Annotated in this window: 13 protein-coding genes; 10 read left to right on the top strand and 3 right to left on the bottom strand. The window is 67.1% G+C overall.

Annotation, left to right across the window (positions count from 1 at the left end; genetic code table 11):
* Window positions 1-14 precede the first annotated feature (14 nt).
* The gene (locus tag BLT03_RS06985) at window positions 15-6,356 is read left to right on the top strand and encodes a hybrid sensor histidine kinase/response regulator (protein WP_092741668.1); all 6,342 of its coding nucleotides are present in this window, start codon (window positions 15-17) and stop codon (window positions 6,354-6,356) included.
* A 72-nt stretch (window positions 6,357-6,428) separates the two neighbouring features.
* Here BLT03_RS06985 and BLT03_RS06980 read toward each other — a convergent pair whose 3' ends face one another.
* Window positions 6,429-7,895 (bottom strand): cryptochrome/photolyase family protein, encoded by a 1,467-nt coding sequence (locus BLT03_RS06980; protein WP_092741666.1) that lies wholly within the window; start codon window positions 7,893-7,895, stop codon window positions 6,429-6,431.
* Between the two features lie 21 nt (window positions 7,896-7,916).
* On the opposite strand from BLT03_RS06980, the gene BLT03_RS06975 reads away from it, so the two are divergent.
* From BLT03_RS06975 to BLT03_RS06950, 6 genes are all read left to right on the top strand, one after another.
* Window positions 7,917-8,519 (top strand): YqgE/AlgH family protein, encoded by a 603-nt coding sequence (locus BLT03_RS06975; RefSeq protein ID WP_092741664.1) that lies wholly within the window; start codon window positions 7,917-7,919, stop codon window positions 8,517-8,519.
* Window positions 8,516-8,953 (top strand): Holliday junction resolvase RuvX, encoded by a 438-nt coding sequence (gene ruvX / locus BLT03_RS06970; protein ID WP_092741662.1) that lies wholly within the window; start codon window positions 8,516-8,518, stop codon window positions 8,951-8,953. Before BLT03_RS06975 ends, ruvX begins: the two co-directional genes overlap by 4 nt.
* Window positions 8,950-9,489, top strand: coding sequence for a bifunctional pyr operon transcriptional regulator/uracil phosphoribosyltransferase PyrR (gene pyrR, locus BLT03_RS06965; protein WP_092741660.1), 540 nt, complete (start codon window positions 8,950-8,952; stop codon window positions 9,487-9,489). The genes ruvX and pyrR overlap by 4 nt, the downstream gene beginning before the upstream one ends.
* Window positions 9,490-9,491: 2 nt before the next feature.
* The gene (locus BLT03_RS06960) at window positions 9,492-10,454 is read left to right on the top strand and encodes an aspartate carbamoyltransferase catalytic subunit (protein WP_092741658.1); all 963 of its coding nucleotides are present in this window, start codon (window positions 9,492-9,494) and stop codon (window positions 10,452-10,454) included.
* 82 nt (window positions 10,455-10,536) lie between these two features.
* On the top strand, window positions 10,537-11,838 hold the full coding sequence (locus BLT03_RS06955; protein WP_092741656.1) for a dihydroorotase: 1,302 nt from the start codon (window positions 10,537-10,539) through the stop codon (window positions 11,836-11,838).
* A 28-nt stretch (window positions 11,839-11,866) separates the two neighbouring features.
* Window positions 11,867-12,607 carry a lysophospholipid acyltransferase family protein gene (locus BLT03_RS06950; RefSeq protein WP_092741654.1) on the top strand — a complete coding sequence of 247 codons (741 nt, stop codon included), beginning with the start codon at window positions 11,867-11,869 and terminating at the stop codon, window positions 12,605-12,607.
* A gap of 75 nt (window positions 12,608-12,682) precedes the next feature.
* Here BLT03_RS06950 and BLT03_RS06945 read toward each other — a convergent pair whose 3' ends face one another.
* A complete protein-coding gene (locus BLT03_RS06945; protein ID WP_092741652.1) occupies window positions 12,683-13,135 on the bottom strand; it encodes an Lrp/AsnC family transcriptional regulator in 453 nt (150 codons plus the stop codon).
* A gap of 286 nt (window positions 13,136-13,421) precedes the next feature.
* On the opposite strand from BLT03_RS06945, the gene BLT03_RS06940 reads away from it, so the two are divergent.
* Window positions 13,422-14,186: a 2OG-Fe dioxygenase family protein gene (locus BLT03_RS06940; protein WP_092741650.1), complete on the top strand. Its 765-nt coding sequence runs from the start codon at window positions 13,422-13,424 to the stop codon at window positions 14,184-14,186.
* A 3-nt stretch (window positions 14,187-14,189) separates the two neighbouring features.
* Complete coding sequence (locus BLT03_RS06935) at window positions 14,190-15,125, top strand: LysO family transporter (protein WP_092741648.1); 936 nt, start codon at window positions 14,190-14,192, stop codon at window positions 15,123-15,125.
* A 58-nt stretch (window positions 15,126-15,183) separates the two neighbouring features.
* Here the strand turns inward: BLT03_RS06935 and BLT03_RS06930 are convergent, their stop codons facing one another.
* Entirely contained in the window at window positions 15,184-16,248 is a 1,065-nt protein-coding gene (locus BLT03_RS06930) for an ABC transporter ATP-binding protein (protein WP_092741646.1), read from the bottom strand.
* Between the two features lie 164 nt (window positions 16,249-16,412).
* Between BLT03_RS06930 and BLT03_RS06925 the strand changes: the two genes are divergently transcribed.
* Entirely contained in the window at window positions 16,413-18,041 is a 1,629-nt protein-coding gene (locus BLT03_RS06925) for an ABC transporter permease (RefSeq protein WP_092741644.1), read from the top strand.
* Window positions 18,042-18,059: the final 18 nt, after the last annotated feature.

Here is an 18,059-nt window from a genome sequence, read left to right as displayed (position 1 = left end):
CCGGGGACGAATCCATGTCATCTACTGACGCCGCCAACGCACCCGCCGCAGACTGGACCCAGGGTGAGCAGGACCTGGGTCCTCTTGCTTGGGTGCTCGATGAGTTGCGCAAGTCCCTCGACGGTGCCGTCAAGGCCATGCGCCGTTTCGTGCGCGACGCCGAACTGGCACGCGAATCCGATCTGGCTGCTCTCGATGCCGGCACGCTGCGCATCGCGCGCCAGCAACTGCATCAGGCCAGCGGCGCGCTGGAAATGGTGGGCATGGGCCCGCCAGCGCTCGTGCTGCGCGCCATGGAGTCGGCCGTGCAGAAGTTCGTGCACCGGCCCGAGCTGTGCAGCGACGAAGCCGCAGGCGTGATCGAACGCGCCAGCTTCGCGCTGATCGAATACCTGGAGAGCGTGCTGGCCGGCAAGGCCGTCTCGCCCGTGGCCCTGTTCCCCCAATACCGAGACGCCCAGGCGCTGGCGGGCGCCGAGCGCGTGCACCCGGCCGATCTGTGGCCGGTCGAGCGGCGCTTCCGCGAGCCCGACTTCGCCGTGTCGGTGCCACCGCTCAACTATGGCCCCGAAGCCCGCGCGCGGCTCGACTCTGCCGTGCTGCGCATCGTGAAGACGGGCGACCTGGCCGCCGCCGGGGACCTGCGCGACATCTGCCTGGCCTTCGTGGCTTCGCAGGCGGACCGCCAGTCGCGCGCCTTCTGGAAGATCTGCGCCGGCTTTTTCGAAGCGCTGGCCCAGGGCCGCCTGAGTCCCGATCTGTACGTGAAGCGCGTGGCCTCCCGCGTGCTGATGCAATACGCGACCCTGGCCAAGGGCGACCCGACGATTGCCGACCGGCTCGTGCAGGACCTGCTCTTCTTTTGCTCGCAGGCCAAGCCCCTGGCGTCCGACGAAGTGGCGGGCGATGGCTCGGCGCTGCAGGCCGTGCGCCAGGCGTTCGGTCTGGACCGGTTCAAGGCCGTGGACTACGAAACCCCGCGGTTCGGCCTGTTCGATCCCGCGCTGCTGGCCCAGGCGCGCAAGCGCATGGCCGCTGCCACCGAAACCTGGTCCGCACTGGCCGGGGGCGACCGCAACAAGCTCAAGCCCGCCACGGACCAGTTCAGCCTGGTGTGCGACTCGCTGGCCAAGCTGCACCCCGGCAGTGACAGCCTTGCCCAGGCCCTGACCCGCGCGGTGGAAGTGACGACCCGTTCCGGCGAGCCGCCATCGCCCGCACTGGCCATGGAAGTCGCCACGGCCGTGCTGTACCTGCAGGCCACGTTCGAAGAACTGGACTCTGCGCACGAATACATGACCGACCGCGCGGCGCGCCTGGCAGAACGCCTGGACAACGTGACCGCTGGCGGCGATTCGGCACCCCTGGAACCCTGGATGGAGGAGCTGTACCGCCGCGTCAGCGACCACCAGACGATGGGCAGCGTGGTGGACGAACTCCGCTCCACCCTGGGCGAGGCCGAAAAGGCCATGGACCAGTATTTCCGCAGCCCCGACGATCTGTCCACGCTGGCGCCGGTGCCGGGACGCCTGGCGCAGATGCGTGGCGTGCTGTCGGTACTGGGTCTGGACCAGGCTTCGCTGGCCGTGCTGCGCATGCGCGACACCGTCGAACGCCTGTTGATCAACGAAGTGCCGGAAGCGGAACGCCAGCAGGTGTTCGAGAAGCTGGGCAGCAGCCTGGGCGCGCTGGGCTTCCTGATCGACATGCTGAGCTATCAGCGCACCATGGCGCGCAAGCTGTTCGTCTATGACGAAGAGCTGGGCGAACTGCGCATCCTGATGGGGCGCACCCGCGGCCGTGCTTCCGATGCGCCCGAAGAACTGGTCGCCAAGGTCGAAGAGCGCGGCCCGGTCGTCGCCCCCGAGATCGTTCCCCGCGTGGAGCCGGCACCCAAGGTGGTGCAGGAATCCCTGGGAGAACTGGCTCCGACGCTGGAAGAGGCCCTTGATCTGCCATCTTCCGCTTTGGCTTCGCTGGAGGAAACACCCGCTGCCGAAGACACTGCCGCACCGGCTCCAGCGAGCGTTGCGGCACCGGCGGCCGTTCCCGCATCTGCCGTCGCTTCCGATCAGGACGACGAAGACGAACTGCTCGACATCTTCCTGGAAGAAGCGCGCGAAGTGGTGGCCAACGGCTTGGCTGCGGTCGCAGCATTGACGGCCAAGCCGTCCGACCTGAGCGAGCAAACCACGCTGCGGCGCGCGTTCCACACGCTCAAGGGCAGCTCGCGCATGGTGGGCCTGGATGCGTTCGGAGAGGCCGCCTGGTCGATGGAGCAGGTGCTGAATGCCTGGCTGGCTGAACAAAAGCCCATGCCGCCAGCGCTCCTGCAGCTGTCGGGTGAAGCCTTGCGCGCTTTCGGCGCATGGGCGGACGACATTGCCGCGGGCGATGCGTCGGCCTGGCAGCCCCGGGCGTTCAACGCCTCGGCGGAAGCCATGCGCGACACCGGAGTCTTCCTGCCGCTGGCCGTGCCCTTGGCAGGCGCCGTGGCGGTCGATGCCGAGGCTGCGACCGATACGGTTCCGGCCATGCCCGAAGTGCTTTCCGAGCCGCTGCCCGAACTGGAAATCGACCTTCCCGCCGACGAATTGCTCGATGCGGCCGCTGCTCCCGAACTGGCTGGCGCCACGGCGGCATCGGTGCCGGCGCATGAATTCGACCTGCTGCTCGAAGACGAGCCACCGCTGCTGGACTTTGCCGACACGGAAATGCCGGACCTCGGAACGGCCGAGGCGCTTCCCGCTCCGGTCGAAGCCGTTACGCCCGAAATGGCCGAGGACATCGACTTTTCGGTGTTCGCCGATGCGCTGGCGCAAGAGCTGCCCCCCTCGGCAACTCCCGCCCCCGTGCCGGAAACGGCGCAGGACGCACCGCTGCCGTCGCTCGACGAGCTGCTGGTGGACACCGCCGAGCCAGCAACCTTGTCCGAGCTGTCGCAAGCCGAACTGGCAGACCTGGCGATGGACTTGCCCGGCGAACTCGCGATCGAAAGCCTGGCGGAACTGACGGCCGACTCCTCGCCGCTGGATCTGCCGGCTGTCGAGTCCGACGCCGAAGCAGAGGCCGAAGAGACCACAGCCGAACTGGCGGATGCGCAGGCAGATGCCGACGCAGACGTGCTCGATGCCGTTGCCGACAGCCCGGAAGATTTCGGAGGCGAACTGGCCCCCGTGGTCGAGCCTGCCCCCGTTCCCGAGGTGATCGAGGTCGTGGAGGCCATGGAAGATGGCATCGATCTGCCCGAGGTCGATGCTGCGGCGCAGGACGAAGCGGTCAAGGTCATCGAGACCTTGCGCATCGGTATTCCGCTGTACAACGTGTATCTCAACGAGGCCGACGAATGGTCGCGCCGTCTCGCCACCTGCCTGCAGGAATGGGCGTTGGAACTGCATGAGCCCCTGCCGGACACGGCCGTGGCCCTGGCGCATTCGCTGGCCGGCAGTTCCGCGACGGTCGGCTTCCAGGCACTGTCGGAAATGGCACGCGCCCTGGAACATGCGCTGCAGCACGTTCAGCTGCGTGGCCAGGGTTCGGCGGACCAGGCCCGTGTCTTCCTGGCGGCCGCCGACGACATTCGCCGTCTGCTGCACCAATTCGCAGCCGGTTTCCTCAAGGAGCCGAACCAGCAAGTGCTGGCCGAGCTGCGCGAAATTCTGCAGACCGAAGTCGGCAGCGGATTGGCTGCGCTGGGAAGCGACAGCGACCCCGTGGCCGAGGCGCCTGTCGCCGAAGGAGCCATTGCCGAAGCCGTCGAAGAGCCCTCCGTGGCCGAAACGGTGCAGCCCACCGAAGAGGCCGCGCCGGACATCGCAGTGGCCGAGCCGCAAGCCGAGGCACCCGCCCCGGTCGCCCGCGGCTACGTGGCGCCTGCCTTGTCGGTCGTGGTGTCGAACCAGCACGACGACAACGTGGATGCGGCCATCGCCCACGCGGTGTTGCTCTCATCCGATATCGACGACGACATCGACGCGCTGGACGTGATCGATCCAGACCTTTTCCCCATCTTCGAGGAAGAGGCCATCGAACTGCTGCCACAGCTGGGCGCCGCGCTGCGCCAGTGGGCGGCACGTCCCGACAACCTGGGCGCACGCAGCGAATTGCTTCGCGCGCTGCACACCCTCAAGGGCAGCTCCCGCCTGGCCGGGGCCATGCGCCTGGGCGAAATGGCCCACCGCCTGGAATCGGCGGTGGAACAGATCGACATCGAAGAGCCCAAGGCCGAGTTGATCGAGCCGTTGCTCGCCAGCTTCGACGGCCTGCAGGCCAGCTTCGATGCGCTGCGCACGATCGGCTCGCAAGGCTTGGCCGAACCCGTGGCCGTGGCGCCCGTGCCGATCTCCGAGCGGCAAGAGGTGCCGCCAGCATCGGCATCGGCCGGCGCTCCTGAAGCACCGGTGCTGCAGACGCTGCCCGCAGTGCGCCTGCCCGCGGCTTCGCAGCTCACGGCAGTGCGCCCGGTGTCGAGCCAGTCGGTGCGCGTGCGTGCCCAGTTGCTGGACCGCCTGGTCAACCAGGCCGGCGAGGTGATGATCGCCCGTTCGCGCCTGGACGTGCGCATGGGCCAGATGAAGAGTTCGCTGAGCGACCTGTCGGGCAACCTGGAGCGTCTGCGCCAGCAACTGCGCGACATCGAGGTCCAGGCCGAATCGCAGATGCAATCCCGGCTGGCGCTGTCCAAGGATTCCGCCGCGGGCTTCGATCCGCTGGAGTTCGACCGCTTCACCCGCGTGCAGGAACTGACCCGCATGATGGCCGAATCGGTCAACGACGTGGCCACCGTGCAGCGCAACCTGCAACGGTCCATGGAAGGCGCCGAAGACGATCTGATCTCGCAAGGGCGGCAAGCCCGCGAACTGCAGCGCGATCTGCTTCGCACCCGCATGGTGGAGTTCGAAGGTATCTCCGAGCGCCTGTATGCCGTGGTGCGCCAGGCCTCCAAGGAAACGGGCAAGCAGATCAAGCTGGACATTTCCGGCGGCTCGATCGAGATGGACCGAGGCGTGCTGGACCGCATGACGCCCGCGTTCGAACACTTGCTGCGCAACTGCGTCGCCCATGGCATCGAAGCCCCCGAGGACCGCACGGCGGCCGGCAAGCCGGCTTCGGGCACGATCACGGTGGACCTGCACCAGGAAGGCAATGACGTCTCGGTGGAGTTCCGCGACGACGGCGCCGGCCTGAACATCGACCGTATTAGAGCCAAGGCCGTGGACCAGGGTTTGATCGCTCCCGACGCCGCGCTGAGCACGGCCGAAGCCGCCAACCTGATCTTCACGCCCGGCTTCTCGACGGCGAGCGAGATCACCGGCCTGGCCGGCCGCGGCATCGGCATGGACGTGGTCCGCGCCGAAGTGAACGCACTGGGCGGCCGCATCGAAACCCATACCACTGCAGGGCAGGGCACCTCCTTCCGGATGGTGCTGCCGCTCACCACGGCCGTGACGCAGGTGGTGATGCTGCGCGCGGGCGACCTCACCATCGGCGTGCCCGCCAACCTGGTGGAGATCGTGCGCCGCACCACCGCCAGCGAGCTGGAGGGTGCGTACCAGCAAGGCGCTTTCGAGGACGGCGTGGAAGCGCTGCCGTTCTTCTGGGCCGGCGCGTTGCTGCAAGCGTCGCAGCGCAGCAGCGAAACCTCGGGCAAGACCCGTCCGGTGGTCGTGTTGCGAAGCGCCTCGCAGCGCATCGCGATCCACGTGGACGAAGTGCTGGGCAACCAGGAAGTGGTGGTGAAGAACCTCGGGCCGCAGCTGTCGCGTCTGCCGGGTCTTGCCGGCATGTCCGTGCTGGCTTCCGGCGCCGTCGTGCTCATCTACAACCCGGTGGCGTTGTCGACCGTGTACGGCGATCAGGTGCGGGCGCAGCTCGCGGCCCTTTCCGCACCGGCCGGCGCTGCCGATGCGCAAGCGTCCGGCGACGGCGAGCGCAAGGCGGCCCCGCCAGCGTTGTCGGCCGCCAGCCAGGTGCCGCTGGTGCTCGTGGTGGACGATTCGATCACGGTGCGCCGCGTCACGCAGCGCTTGCTGCAGCGCGAAGGCTATCGCGTGGTGCTGGCCGCCGATGGTCTGCAGGCCCTGGAGCGGCTGCAGGAAGAGCGTCCGACCGTCGTGCTGTCCGACATCGAAATGCCGCGCATGGACGGGTTCGACCTGGCGCGCAACATCCGCGCCGATGCGCGGCTGCGCGAGCTGCCGATCATCATGATCACCTCGCGCATCGCACAAAAGCACCGCGAGCATGCGGCGGAACTGGGCGTGAACCACTACCTGGGCAAACCGTATTCCGACGAAGAACTGCTGAGCCTGGTGCAGCACTACGCGCGGGCGGCTGCGGAGGCTGCCGTCGCCTGATCGATCGGCCTGCGCCACCGCTCCCAAAGGGCCGCTCTTGAGCGGCCCTTTTTATGGCCTGTTGCCCGCTGCTTACCCGGCCTTCACCACGGCATACCGGGCCAGCGTGCGTTGCCGCGCTTCGTCGTGGTCCACCACCGGGCGGGGGTAGTCCTTGCCCAGCACCACGCCTGCCGCCTGCAACTCCAACGGCGCCGCCTTCCACGGCGAATGCAGCGCCTTGCCTTGCAATCCGGCCAATTGCGGTAGATAGCGGCGGATGAACTTGCCCTCGCGGTCGAACTTCTCGCTCTGGCTCACCGGGTTGAAGATGCGAAAGTAGGGCTGGGCATCGCATCCGCTGGAGCTGGCCCATTGCCAGCCGCCGTTGTTGGCGGACAGATCGAAGTCGTTCAGCTTCTCCGCAAAATAGCGCTCGCCCCAGCGCCAGTCGATCCCTAAGTCCTTGGTGAGAAAGCTGGCCACAACCATGCGCAGGCGGTTGTGCATGTAGCCCGACTGGTTGATCTGCGCCATGGCGGCGTCCACCAGCGGGTAGCCGGTGCGCCCTTCGCACCATGCGGCAAACAGCGCCTTGGCTTGCGCGCCGTCTTCCCACTGGATCGCGTCGTAGGCAGGCTTGAAGCTGCTACCGGCGACGTGGGGGTGGTGGGCCAGGACCTGGAAGTAGAAGTCGCGCCAGATCAGTTCCCCCAACCAGGTGGATGCTCCGGCACTGCCTTGAAGGCTGCGTTCGTGCGCAGCGCGGGCGGCCACGCGCGGCGACAGGGTGCCGAAGCGCAGGTGCACGCTGAGGTAGCTGGGGCCTTTCACGGCGGGAAAGTCGCGGGCCTCGCCGTAGCGGTCCATGCGGCCGAGGAAATCGTCGAACAGCGCCTGTGCGCCCTGCATGCCGGTGGGCAAGCCCAAGGCTTGCAGGTCGGTCGTCTCGAAGCCCAGCGCCTGCAGCGATGGCACCGCGCTGCGCATGCCCGCAGGCCGGGGCGCGAGCCGGACGGCATGGCGCTCGACGGGGTACGAGCTCAGGTAGAAATCGTCCACCTTGCGCAGCCAGGCGTTCTTGTAGGGCGTGAACACCGTGTAGGGGGTGCCGGCCTGGGTCAGCACCTCGGCGCGCTCGAAGATGCTGTGGTCCTTGAAGGTGAGCAGGCGCATGCCCATGCCGTCGAGCGCCCCGCGCACCCGGGCATCGCGTTCGAGCGCGAGCGGTTCGTCGTCGTGGTTGGCGAACACGGCTTGCACGCCAAGCTCCTTCGCGAGCGCCGGAATGTCCTGGTGGGCCACCGCGTGGCGCACGATGAGCCCGCCGTGGGCGCTGCCCGAGAGTTTTCGCAGCGCCTCGTCCAGCGCCACCAGCGAATCGCGGATGAACTCCACGCGCCGGTCGGCGCGGGGCAGGGCGTCGAGGATTTCACGGTCGAAGACGAAGGCGCAATGCACCTGGGCGCATTGGCGCAGGGCGTTGTACAGGGCGGCGTGGTCGTTGCTGCGCAGGTCGCGGCGGAACCAGACAAGGCCCGATGAAAAGGTGTGCTCCATGATCGTCGCTAAAATTGGCAAATGCCTGCCGATTCTGCGCCCATGAACCTGACGCACCATTTCTTGATCGCCATGCCAGGGCTCGAAGACGCGTCGTTTGCCCGCAGCGTCGTGTACCTGTGCGAACACAGCGAGCGTGGTGCGCTCGGTCTCATCATCAACAAACCCTCCGACATCAGCCTCAAGGGCCTTTTCGACAAGGTCGATCTGTCGCTGCGCCGGGAGGACCTTTCCAAAGAGCCCGTCTTTCAGGGCGGTCCCGTGCAGACCGAACGCGGGTTCGTGCTGCACGAACCCATGTTCGCCGCTGCCAGCGTAGACAGCGATGAGTCGGCCTATGCCTCCACCATGGCCATTCCGGGCGGGCTCGAAATGACCACCTCGAAAGACGTGCTGGAAGCCCTGTCCACCGGGGCCGGCCCGCGCCGCGTGCTGGTCACCCTGGGCTATTCGTCCTGGGGCGAAGGGCAGCTCGAATCCGAACTGGCCGAGAACAGCTGGCTGACCGTGGGTGCCGACCTGTCGGTGATCTTCGACACGCCGGTGATCGAGCGCTACGACCGCGCGCTGGGCCTGCTGGGCCTGCAGTCCTGGATGCTCTCGCCCGACGCGGGGCATGCATGAGCGGTACGCCCGCCGCTGCCGCCCCCACCGCCCCGCAGGCCGTTCCCGCGCATTTCCAGAGCTTTCTCGCGCTCGACTTCGGGCTCAAGCGCACCGGAGTCGCTGTGGGCTCGCGGTTGCTGCGTACCGCCACGCCGCAGGCCACCATCCGCGCCGAGGGCGATGCCCGCTTTGCCCAGGTGGCCGATCGCATCCGCGAATGGCAGCCCGATGCGCTGGTGATCGGCGTTCCCTATCACCCCGACGGCGCCAGCCACGAGAACACTGCGCGCGCGCTCAAGTTCGCGCGCCAGTTGCGCGGCCGCTTCGGCCTGCAGGTGTTCGAGGTGGACGAGCGCTACAGCACCACCGAGGCGCATTCGAGCGGCGCCCGCGATGCCGATGCCGCTTCGGCCTGCATCATCCTGGAGCAGTTTTTGAGGAATCTTCCATGAGTGCCACGCCCCCCGCGTCTTCCACGCCCTCCCCATCGACAGGCACCCTCGCGCTCGATGCCGAGGCGCTGTACCGCGAGCTGCTGCGCGGCGTGCGCAGCCTGCGCACGGCCAATACCCAGCTGGCCGGCATCGCCTCGGGCGGCGCCTGGCTGGCCGAGCGGCTGCAAAAGGACCTGGCCCTGCCGGGCGAGGCCGGCGTGCTGTCGTCCGCCATGCACCGCGATGATTTCTCGCAGCGCGGCATGGCGGTGAGCGCCCAGACCGCGCTGCCTTTCGACGTGAACGGCGCCGACATCCTGCTGCTGGACGACGTGCTCTACACCGGCCGCACCATTCGCGCCGTGCTCAATGAATTGTTCGACTACGGCCGCCCGGCCAGCGTGCGGCTGGCCGTGCTGGTGGACCGCGGCGGGCGCGAGTTGCCGGTGCAAGCCGAGTTCGCCGCCGCCCGCGTGGCGCTGCCGGACACGCAATCGCTGGCGCTGGCCCGCACCGAGGCCGGCACCTTCCACTTCCAAGTCCAAGAGGCCTGACGGTGCTGCACAAGCGCAACCCCCAACTCAACGCCAATGGCGAGCTGATCCACCTGCTGTCGATCGAGGGCCTGCCCAAGAGCATCGTCACGCACATCCTCGACACGGCCGCCAACTTCGTGTCGGTGAACGACCGCGAGGTCAAGAAGGTGCCGCTGTTGCGCGGCAAGAGCGTGTTCAACCTGTTCTTCGAAAACAGCACGCGCACGCGCACCACCTTCGAGATCGCTGCCAAGCGCCTTTCGGCCGACGTGATCAACCTGGACATCGCCCGCAGCTCGGCCAGCAAGGGCGAGTCGCTGCTCGACACCATCGCCAACCTCTCGGCCATGGCGGCCGACCTGTTCGTGGTGCGGCACAGCGAATCGGGGGCGCCCTACCTCATCGCGCAGCATGTGGCGCCGCACGTGCACGTGATCAACGCGGGCGATGGCCGGCATGCCCACCCCACGCAGGGGCTGCTGGACATGTACACCATCCGCCACTACAAGAAGGACTTCAGCAACCTCACCGTGGCCATCGTGGGCGACGTGCTGCACTCCCGCGTGGCACGCTCGGACATCCATGGCCTCACTACGCTCGGCTGCGCCGAAGTGCGCGTGGTAGGCCCGCGCACCCTGGTGCCCGCCGACATGGCCCAGATGGGCGTGCGCGTGTGCCACACGCTGGAAGAGGGCATCAAGGACGCCGACGTGGTGATCATGCTGCGTCTGCAGAACGAGCGCATGAGCGGCGCGCTGCTGCCGTCCAGCCAGGAATACTTCAAGAGCTTCGGTCTCACGCCCGAGAAGCTGCAACTGGCCAAGCCCGATGCCATCGTCATGCACCCGGGCCCCATCAACCGCGGCGTGGAGATCGACTCCGCCGTGGTGGACGGCAAGCAGAGCGTGATCCTGCCGCAGGTCACCTTCGGGATCGCGGTGCGCATGGCGGTGATGTCGATCGTCGCTGGAAACGAAGCGTGATCGCAGCGTGATCGGTTGCTATTAAATTTATAGCTATACGCCCTAGTCCTATATGCGCTAGCGGCCTTTTTTGCTCAAGACCATGAAGATACTGATCCAGAACGGCCGCGTGATCGATCCCGCCAGCGGCCTCGACCAGACGGGCGATGTGGCGCTGGCGGCCGGGCGTGTCATCGCCGTGCAGCGGGCGCCGCGCGACTTCACCCCCAACCGCGTGATCGACGCCACGGGCTGCATCGTGCTGCCCGGGCTGGTGGACCTGGCGGCACGGCTGCGCGAACCGGGCCACGAGCACGAAGGCATGCTCGAATCCGAGATGGCGGCGGCCGTGGCCGGCGGGGTGACCAGCCTCGTCTGCCCGCCCGACACCGACCCCGTGCTGGACGAACCCGGCCTGGTGGAAATGCTCAAGTTCCGGGCGGAAAAGCTGCACCAGGCGCGCCTGTTTCCGCTGGGGGCGCTCACGCGCGGCCTGGCCGGCGAGGTGCTGACCGAAATGGCCGAGCTGACCGAGTCCGGCTGCGTCGGCTTCGGCCAGGCCGACGTGCCGCTGGCCAGCACCCAGGTCACCCAGCGCGCGCTGCAGTACGCGGCCACGTTCGGCTACACCGTCTGGCTGCGCCCGCAAGAGCTGCACCTGGGCCGCGGCGTCGCTGCCAGCGGGCCGCTGGCCACGCGCCTGGGCCTGTCGGGCGTGCCCGTGGCGGCCGAAACCATCGCGCTGCACACCATCTTCGAGCTGCTCAAGACCACCGGCGCCCGCGTGCACCTGTGCCGCATCAGCAGTGCTGCGGGCGTGGAGCTGGTGCGCCGCGCCAAGGCCGAGGGCCTGAAGGTCACCTGCGACGTCAGCATTAACTCGCTGCTGCTGACCGACAACGACATCGGCTTCTTCGACAGCCGCGCCCGGCTGTCGCCGCCGCTGCGCCAGCAACGCGATCGCGATGCGCTGCTGGCCGCGCTGGCCGACGGCACCATCGATGCACTCGTTTCCGACCACACGCCCGTGGACGAAGATGCCAAGACCCTGCCGTTCGCCGAAGCCGAGCCCGGCGCGACCGGGTTGGAGCTGCTGCTGGGCATCGCCCTCAAATGGTCCGCCGACCACGGCGTGCCGCTGGTGCGCGCGCTGGCCACGGTGACCGCCGAGCCCGCCCGCGTGCTGGGCAGTGCGCTGGGCACGCTGCAGGCCAGCGTCGGCCAGATCGTGGAAGGCGGCGTGGCGGATCTGTGCGTGCTCGACCCCAAGGCGGCCTGGACCGTCGAGGCCGGGGCACTGCGCAGCCAGGGCAAGCACACGCCGTTTTCCGGCTACGAACTGCCCGGCCGCGTGCGCTACACGCTGGTGGGCGGGCAGGTCGCGTTCGAACGCGGCAACCTGTGATGACGCACACCGCCTTCGGGCCCGCTTCATGAAGCGCCAGGCCCGTGCCGTGTGGCGCCTGGCGCGCGTGCTGGCGCACCTCGTCACCGGGCTGGGCACCGTCGCGCTGCGCTTTCCCCGCATGCCCGAAAAGGAACAGCATGCGCGCGTGCAGGCGTGGTCGCGGCAGATGCTGGTGCATTCCGGCATCACCCTTGAAGTGCGAGGCACGCCCGCGCCTGCGGGCCCGGTGCTGTTGGTGGCCAATCACCTGTCGTGGCTGGACATCACCGTCATGCACGCCGCGCGCCATTGCCGCTTCATCTCCAAGTCGGACATCAAGGGTTGGCCCCTGGTGGGCACGCTGGCCACGGCGGCCGGCACGCTCTACCTGGAGCGCAGTTCGCGCCGCGACGCACTGCGCATGGTCCGCCTGATGCAGGAGGCCCTTGCGCGGCAAGAGGTGCTGGCGGTGTTCCCCGAGGGCACGACCGCCGATGGCCGCGAATTGCTGCCGTTTCACGCCAATCTGCTCCAGGCCGCCGTGGTGGCCAATGCGCCCGTGCAACCCGTGGGCCTGCGCTTCGTGGAACGCACCACCGGAGCGCCCACCAGCGCCCCCAACTATGTCGGCGACGACACCTTGCTCGGCTCGCTGTGGCGCACCGTCATGGCGGACGGCCTGGTGGCCGTCGTGCACTATGGCCCGCTGCAGCACGCGCAAGGCCGCGACCGCCGCGCCTGGGCGGACGATCTGCGGGCGGCGGTGGACGTGCTGCGCCGTACCTGAGCCAGCCGCCAGCCGCCGGCCTCCAGCATTGCTGCATCCCGCTCGGCGATGCTGGCGAATCACTCCTTATTTCCGCTAACAGACGCGAGCCGGCTCGTGCAGCGGTAAAAGCCGGTTGGCGATCTGCGTCGATTTGACGATCGACGTGCTGGTCGTCGCATAGGGGGCGATCTTGCCCAAGCAGTGGTCCAGCTCTTCGATGTCGCGCAGATACAGCCGGCAGAAAAACGCGTCGTCGCCGGTGACCTTGTCGCACTGCACGATGGCATCGATATCGCGAATCACCTCCTCGACCCGGAACATCTCGCCGGGCAAAGGCCGCACCCGCACGATGGCGGCAATCGGGAAGCCGATGGCCTTGGGCGATATCTGGATCGAGAATTTTTCGATCACTCCCTGGTCGACCAGCCGCTTGATGCGCTCGGCGCAACTGGGCTGAGACAGGCCCACCCGCTCGCTCAACGCCTTCACGGTGGTCTTGGCGTCCTGGTGCAAAGCCGTCAGCAGATTTCGATCAATATTGTCCATATTGCTTAAATTAGGTAATGACGGGAAATATCTAATTTAATGAGGATGGGTGGTATTTAAATCTCATTTCTTGCATTCCCTTCATGCTTTCCTCCTTATTAGCATTGCTGTCGCTCAAGATCAAGCGCTCAATATAAGCGAACCGGGAAATGCATCGGAATGCATCTTTCATTATGCCAATGCGGCATGGCTTATTGCGTTTGGGTAATGCCAGCGGTGCATCATCCTTGATTCTTGAGATGTTTATTTCAAAGATTTATGGGAGTGTCATTTCACGCTTATGCCAATGATTCAAACGCAACTCAAGCAATTCGGCTATTGCCAATTCGTTCCAGAGATCGATTGCGATTCGGAAGAGCTCAAAACCCTCCACCGGGAATTCGATCGACTGGAGCACGATCCCTATGCACCGGACAAGGTGAAGCGTTTCCGGCGCTATGGCAACGGCATCATCCTTCCGTGGACGGAGCAGACGGACATCCACTGGATTCCGACGGCAGAGGACGACCACGGCGCGCGCCTGTCCGGCTACGACCAGGGCGGCAACAACCCGGAGCACCCCGATATTCGCTACTTTCGCGCGTTGAGCGAAGAGGCGAAAGCCACCGATTTCCTGGGTGACCTGATCAGGAAGGACTTCTCGCACACCTTCTGGTCGGAGGCCGATCGCCGGGCGCCGATCTATTTCGGCGTGCACTTCGTGAAGCTCCGCTCGGGCTCGGCGTCGGACCTCGGAATCAGTTCACCCGACTGCTTTCACCAGGACGGAGAGCCCTTCACCTTTGCCCACCTGATGCGCAGAACCAGTGGCACGGCGGGCGGCACCAATTACATCGGCACGGTGCAGGCTCGGGGCCTCGGATTGCATGAAGTGCCCAAAGAGGACGTCATTGCCGAATTCGAATTGTCTCGATTCATGGAAAGCTTCGTCGTCCATGACCCACGCGTTTCCCATTATGTGACGCCGATTCGCAGCAAAGAGAATGGATCGGGTGACGGAGAACGCTGCGTTATACTCATCGACTTTTCCAGAATGAGGCAGAGCATATAAACCATGGGTGTTTTTTACGCGTTGCTTCCTATCGTTCTGGCACTCGCCGGGGGTTTTGTGGCCGGCAAAATAATACCGGCCCGTTTTGGCGGGGCATTGATCCGGTTGATATTGCCGCTCGTCTGGCTTTTGCTTTTCTTGATCGGCGTCGAGTTCGGCGAAGTCATTCTTTCTGCGCAATCGGTGGGTCAGGTCGTCAAGACCGCCGCGGTCTTTGCCTTGCTGACGACGCTGGTGCCCTGCGGGTTGATTTTTGCGGCGGGCATCCGCAGCAGCAGTCACAACGGCAACGGCAACGGCAACGCTGGAAAAACGGCGGGCAAGCCGGGGTTCCGCACAGTCTGGCCCCCCTTGAAGGAATGCTGCATCGCCCTGTCGATGGTGGCGCTGGGCAGTGCGCTCTTTTTCATCAATGAGACCTATCTGGCAGGCGCCCTGTGGCTGCCGTCCAGCTCTGCCATCTTGCTGGCATTGATCGTATTGGTGGGGATCGATCTGGCGACCGTGAAGCTCAACGCGCGCTGGTTTTCCTGGGCGGTTCTGTCGGTGCCGGTGCTGGTCGTGATCGGATCGTTCGTGGGTGCCGTGGCGTCGTCCTGGGCGACGGGAGAGAGCCTCAAGGTCGCTCTGGCCCTCTCCAGCGGCTTCGGCTGGTTCACGCTGTCGAGCGTGATGGTGGGCCAGCACCTGGGCCAGACCTACGGGACCATGGCGCTGATGGTCGATCTGTTCCGTGAGCTGATCGCCATCGTCGCGCTTTACGCGATCGGCCGGTACCACCCGGCCATCGGCATCGGCAGCGCCGGCGCGACGGCGCTGGACTCCACGCTGCCGATCGTCAAGCAAGCCTGCCACCCCGATGCGATTCCGCTGGCCTTGGTCAGCGGTTTCATCCTGACCGTCCTGGCGCCGGTCTTCATCGCCCTGTTCCTGTCATAGCGAGCCTGTCGGCCGCCACAGGGCGTCGCTGCCTGCTGAACCAGGCTGATTCGCCGCCTCAGGCCCGTGGAAACGCCACCACGTGGTCCACCTGCGGACGAATGCCGATCCACTCGCCCACCGCGTGGTCGTGGTGGCTCGGCACGTGGGCCATCACGGTCAGGCCGTCGCGCAGTTGCAGCGTGTACAGAAATTCAGAGCCCCGGAATGATTTGCGAACGATGCGGGCCTGCACGGGCGAGGCGTCGTCGTGCACCACGTCGTCGGCACGCAGCAGCACATCGCATTCGCCGCCGGGGTAGCTGGTCGGCAACGGACATTCGGCGATGTCGGTCAGGTCGCCCAGTGGCGTGCGGGCCACCACGTTGTCGCCGCGCTGCTCCAGCGTGGCCGGCGCAAACACGCCGTGGCCGATGAAGTCGGCCACGAAGCGCATCGCGGGGCGGTGGTAGAGCGCATAGGCGTCGTCCCACTGGTGCAACTGGCCGCTTTCCATCACCCCGATGCGGTCGCCGATGGCAAAGGCTTCCAACTGGTCGTGCGTGACGAACAGCGCGGTGGCGCCTGCGGCTTTCAAAATGCCCCGCACTTCGTGCGCCAGGCGCTCCCGCAGGTCTACGTCCAAGTTGGAAAACGGTTCATCCAGCAGCATCAACTGTGGCCGGGGCGCCAGCGCGCGGGCCAGGGCCACCCGCTGCTGCTGGCCGCCGGACAACTCGTGCGGAAAGCGTGCCGCGCTGCCTTCCAGCCCGACGAGCCGCAGCACTTCGTCCACACGGGCGGCCTGCTCGGCGCGCGGCAGGCGGTGGATGCCGAACGCCACGTTGCGGCCCACGGAGAGGTGAGGGAAGAGGGCGTAGTCCTGGAATACCATGCCGATGCGCCGCTGCTCCGGCGGCACGCTGCGGCCCGCGCCGCCCACCAGCGCACCGCTCAGCCGGATCTCGCCGGCCGTCACGGGCTCCAGCCCGGCAACCGCGCGCAGCAGCGTGGTCTTGCCGCAGCCCGACGGCCCGATGAGCACGCCGATCTCGCCCGCGGCCAGGCCGAGGGTGACGCCGCGCACGGCAGCTTGCGCACGGCCGGCGTAGCGCACTTCCAGTTGAGAGACTTCAAGGAACATGGCCGCGATTCTAGAAGGCGCCAATGCGTAGAATTCGCATTTGCATCTCGCGGCTTTCATCGGCAAGCCATTCAGGGCATTTCGCGTTCTGCTCCCGATGGCGCGTGCCGCTCTTCGCTCCGGCGTTCCGTCGTCCTTTCTCCTTCCATTCCCAAGGCCGCCCGTTGCCCCGCTTGCTCTCCGCCCTGCGATCCATTCCCTTGCTGCTGCTGGCCGCCGCGCTGACATTGCCGGTGCTGGCAGTGCTCGCCTCCTGGTTGCCGGGCACGGTGGGGGGCGCCGAGGCCGGGGCCATCCTTCGCGAAATGGCGGCCACCGTGTTGCCGGGCTACTTCGTCACCACGGTCTGGCTGGGGCTGGCCGTGGCCATCGGTGCTGCGGTGGTGGGCACGGCCACGGCGGCGGCCGTCACGCTGTTTGATTTCAGGGGACGGCGCACGTTGGAATGGCTGCTGCTGCTGCCGCTGGCCATGCCGGCCTATGTGACCGCGTACGCCTATACCGACTTTCTGCAGTTCAGCGGCCCCCTGCAGGTGTGGCTGCGCGAGACCTATGGCTTGCAGGGCCGGTTGCTGCCCGAAGTACGCAGCCTGGGCGGGGCCGTGTGGGTCTTCATCTTCTCGCTGTATCCCTACGTGTACCTGCTCGCGCGCACTGCCCTGGGCGAGCGCGCGGCCCACCTCATGGAGGCCGCGCGACTGCTGGGCGCGCCTCTGGCGCGGCGGGTGCGCACCGTGGCGCTGCCGCTGGCGCGCCCGGCCGTCGCGGCGGGCGTGGCACTGGTCCTGATGGAAACCCTGGCCGACTTCGGCGTGGTGAGCTACTTCGGCATTCAAACATTCACCACGGGCATCTACAAGGCATGGCTGTCGATGGACAACCGGCTTGCCGCTGCGCAGCTGGCCACCATCCTGCTCGTGCTCGTCATGCTGCTGCTGCAACTGGAGCAGCGCGCGCAGCGGCGCATGCGCTTTGCCGCGGGCGGTGCCGGCCGTGCCGGCTCAGCCGAGGCCCAGCCGCAGCGGCTGCAGGGCCTGCGTTGCGTGGCCGCGTGGGCGGTGTGCGTGCTGCCGGTGCTGTTCGGCTTCGTGGCGCCGGTGGCGTTCATGCTGCGGCCGCTGGCGGCCGACTGGTCCGTGCTGCCCTGGTCGCGCTTTCTGGAATGGGCCGGCAACAGCGTGCGCCTGGGCAGCATCACCGCCGTGCTGGCCGTGGCCATCGCCCTGGTGCTGGCCTTTGCCGTGCGCCGGCAGGCCGGCGCGCTCACGCGGGGCGTGGCCCAGCTGGCGAGCCTGGGGTATGCCGTGCCCGGCGCCGTGATCGTCGTCGGCCTGCTGCTGCCCGTGGGCTGGCTGCAGGCCGCCGCGCCGCAATGGGGGCTGCCGTCGATCATCACCGCCACGGCGGTCGGCATCGTGTGGGCTTATCTCGTGCGCTTTTGCGCGGTGGCCCTGCAATCCATGCAAAGCGGCTACGCGCGCATTCCTGCCAGCCTGGACGATTCCGCCCGCATGCTCGGCGCGGGCGGCGCCGGCCTGCTGGCACGCGTGCACTGGCCGCTGCTCAAGCGTTCCACCGCCGCTGCGGCATTGCTGGTGTTCGTGGATGTGATGAAGGAACTGCCCGCCACCATGGTGCTGCGGCCCTTCAACAGCGACACCCTCGCCGTGGTCGCCTACCAACTGGCGCGCGACGAGCGCCTGGGCGAAGCCGCGCTGCCCTCGCTGGCGCTGGTGGCGGTGGGCTTGGTACCGGTCGTGCTGCTGAGCCGCACGCTGCGCAGCCGCGGCTGACCATTCGCCTGTGTCATC

Source organism: Paracidovorax valerianellae, from assembly GCF_900102625.1.
GTDB lineage: Bacteria > Pseudomonadota > Gammaproteobacteria > Burkholderiales > Burkholderiaceae_C > Paracidovorax > Paracidovorax valerianellae.
Note: the sequence above shows the minus strand (reverse complement) of the source record. Positions and strands in the feature narration are given on the sequence as shown.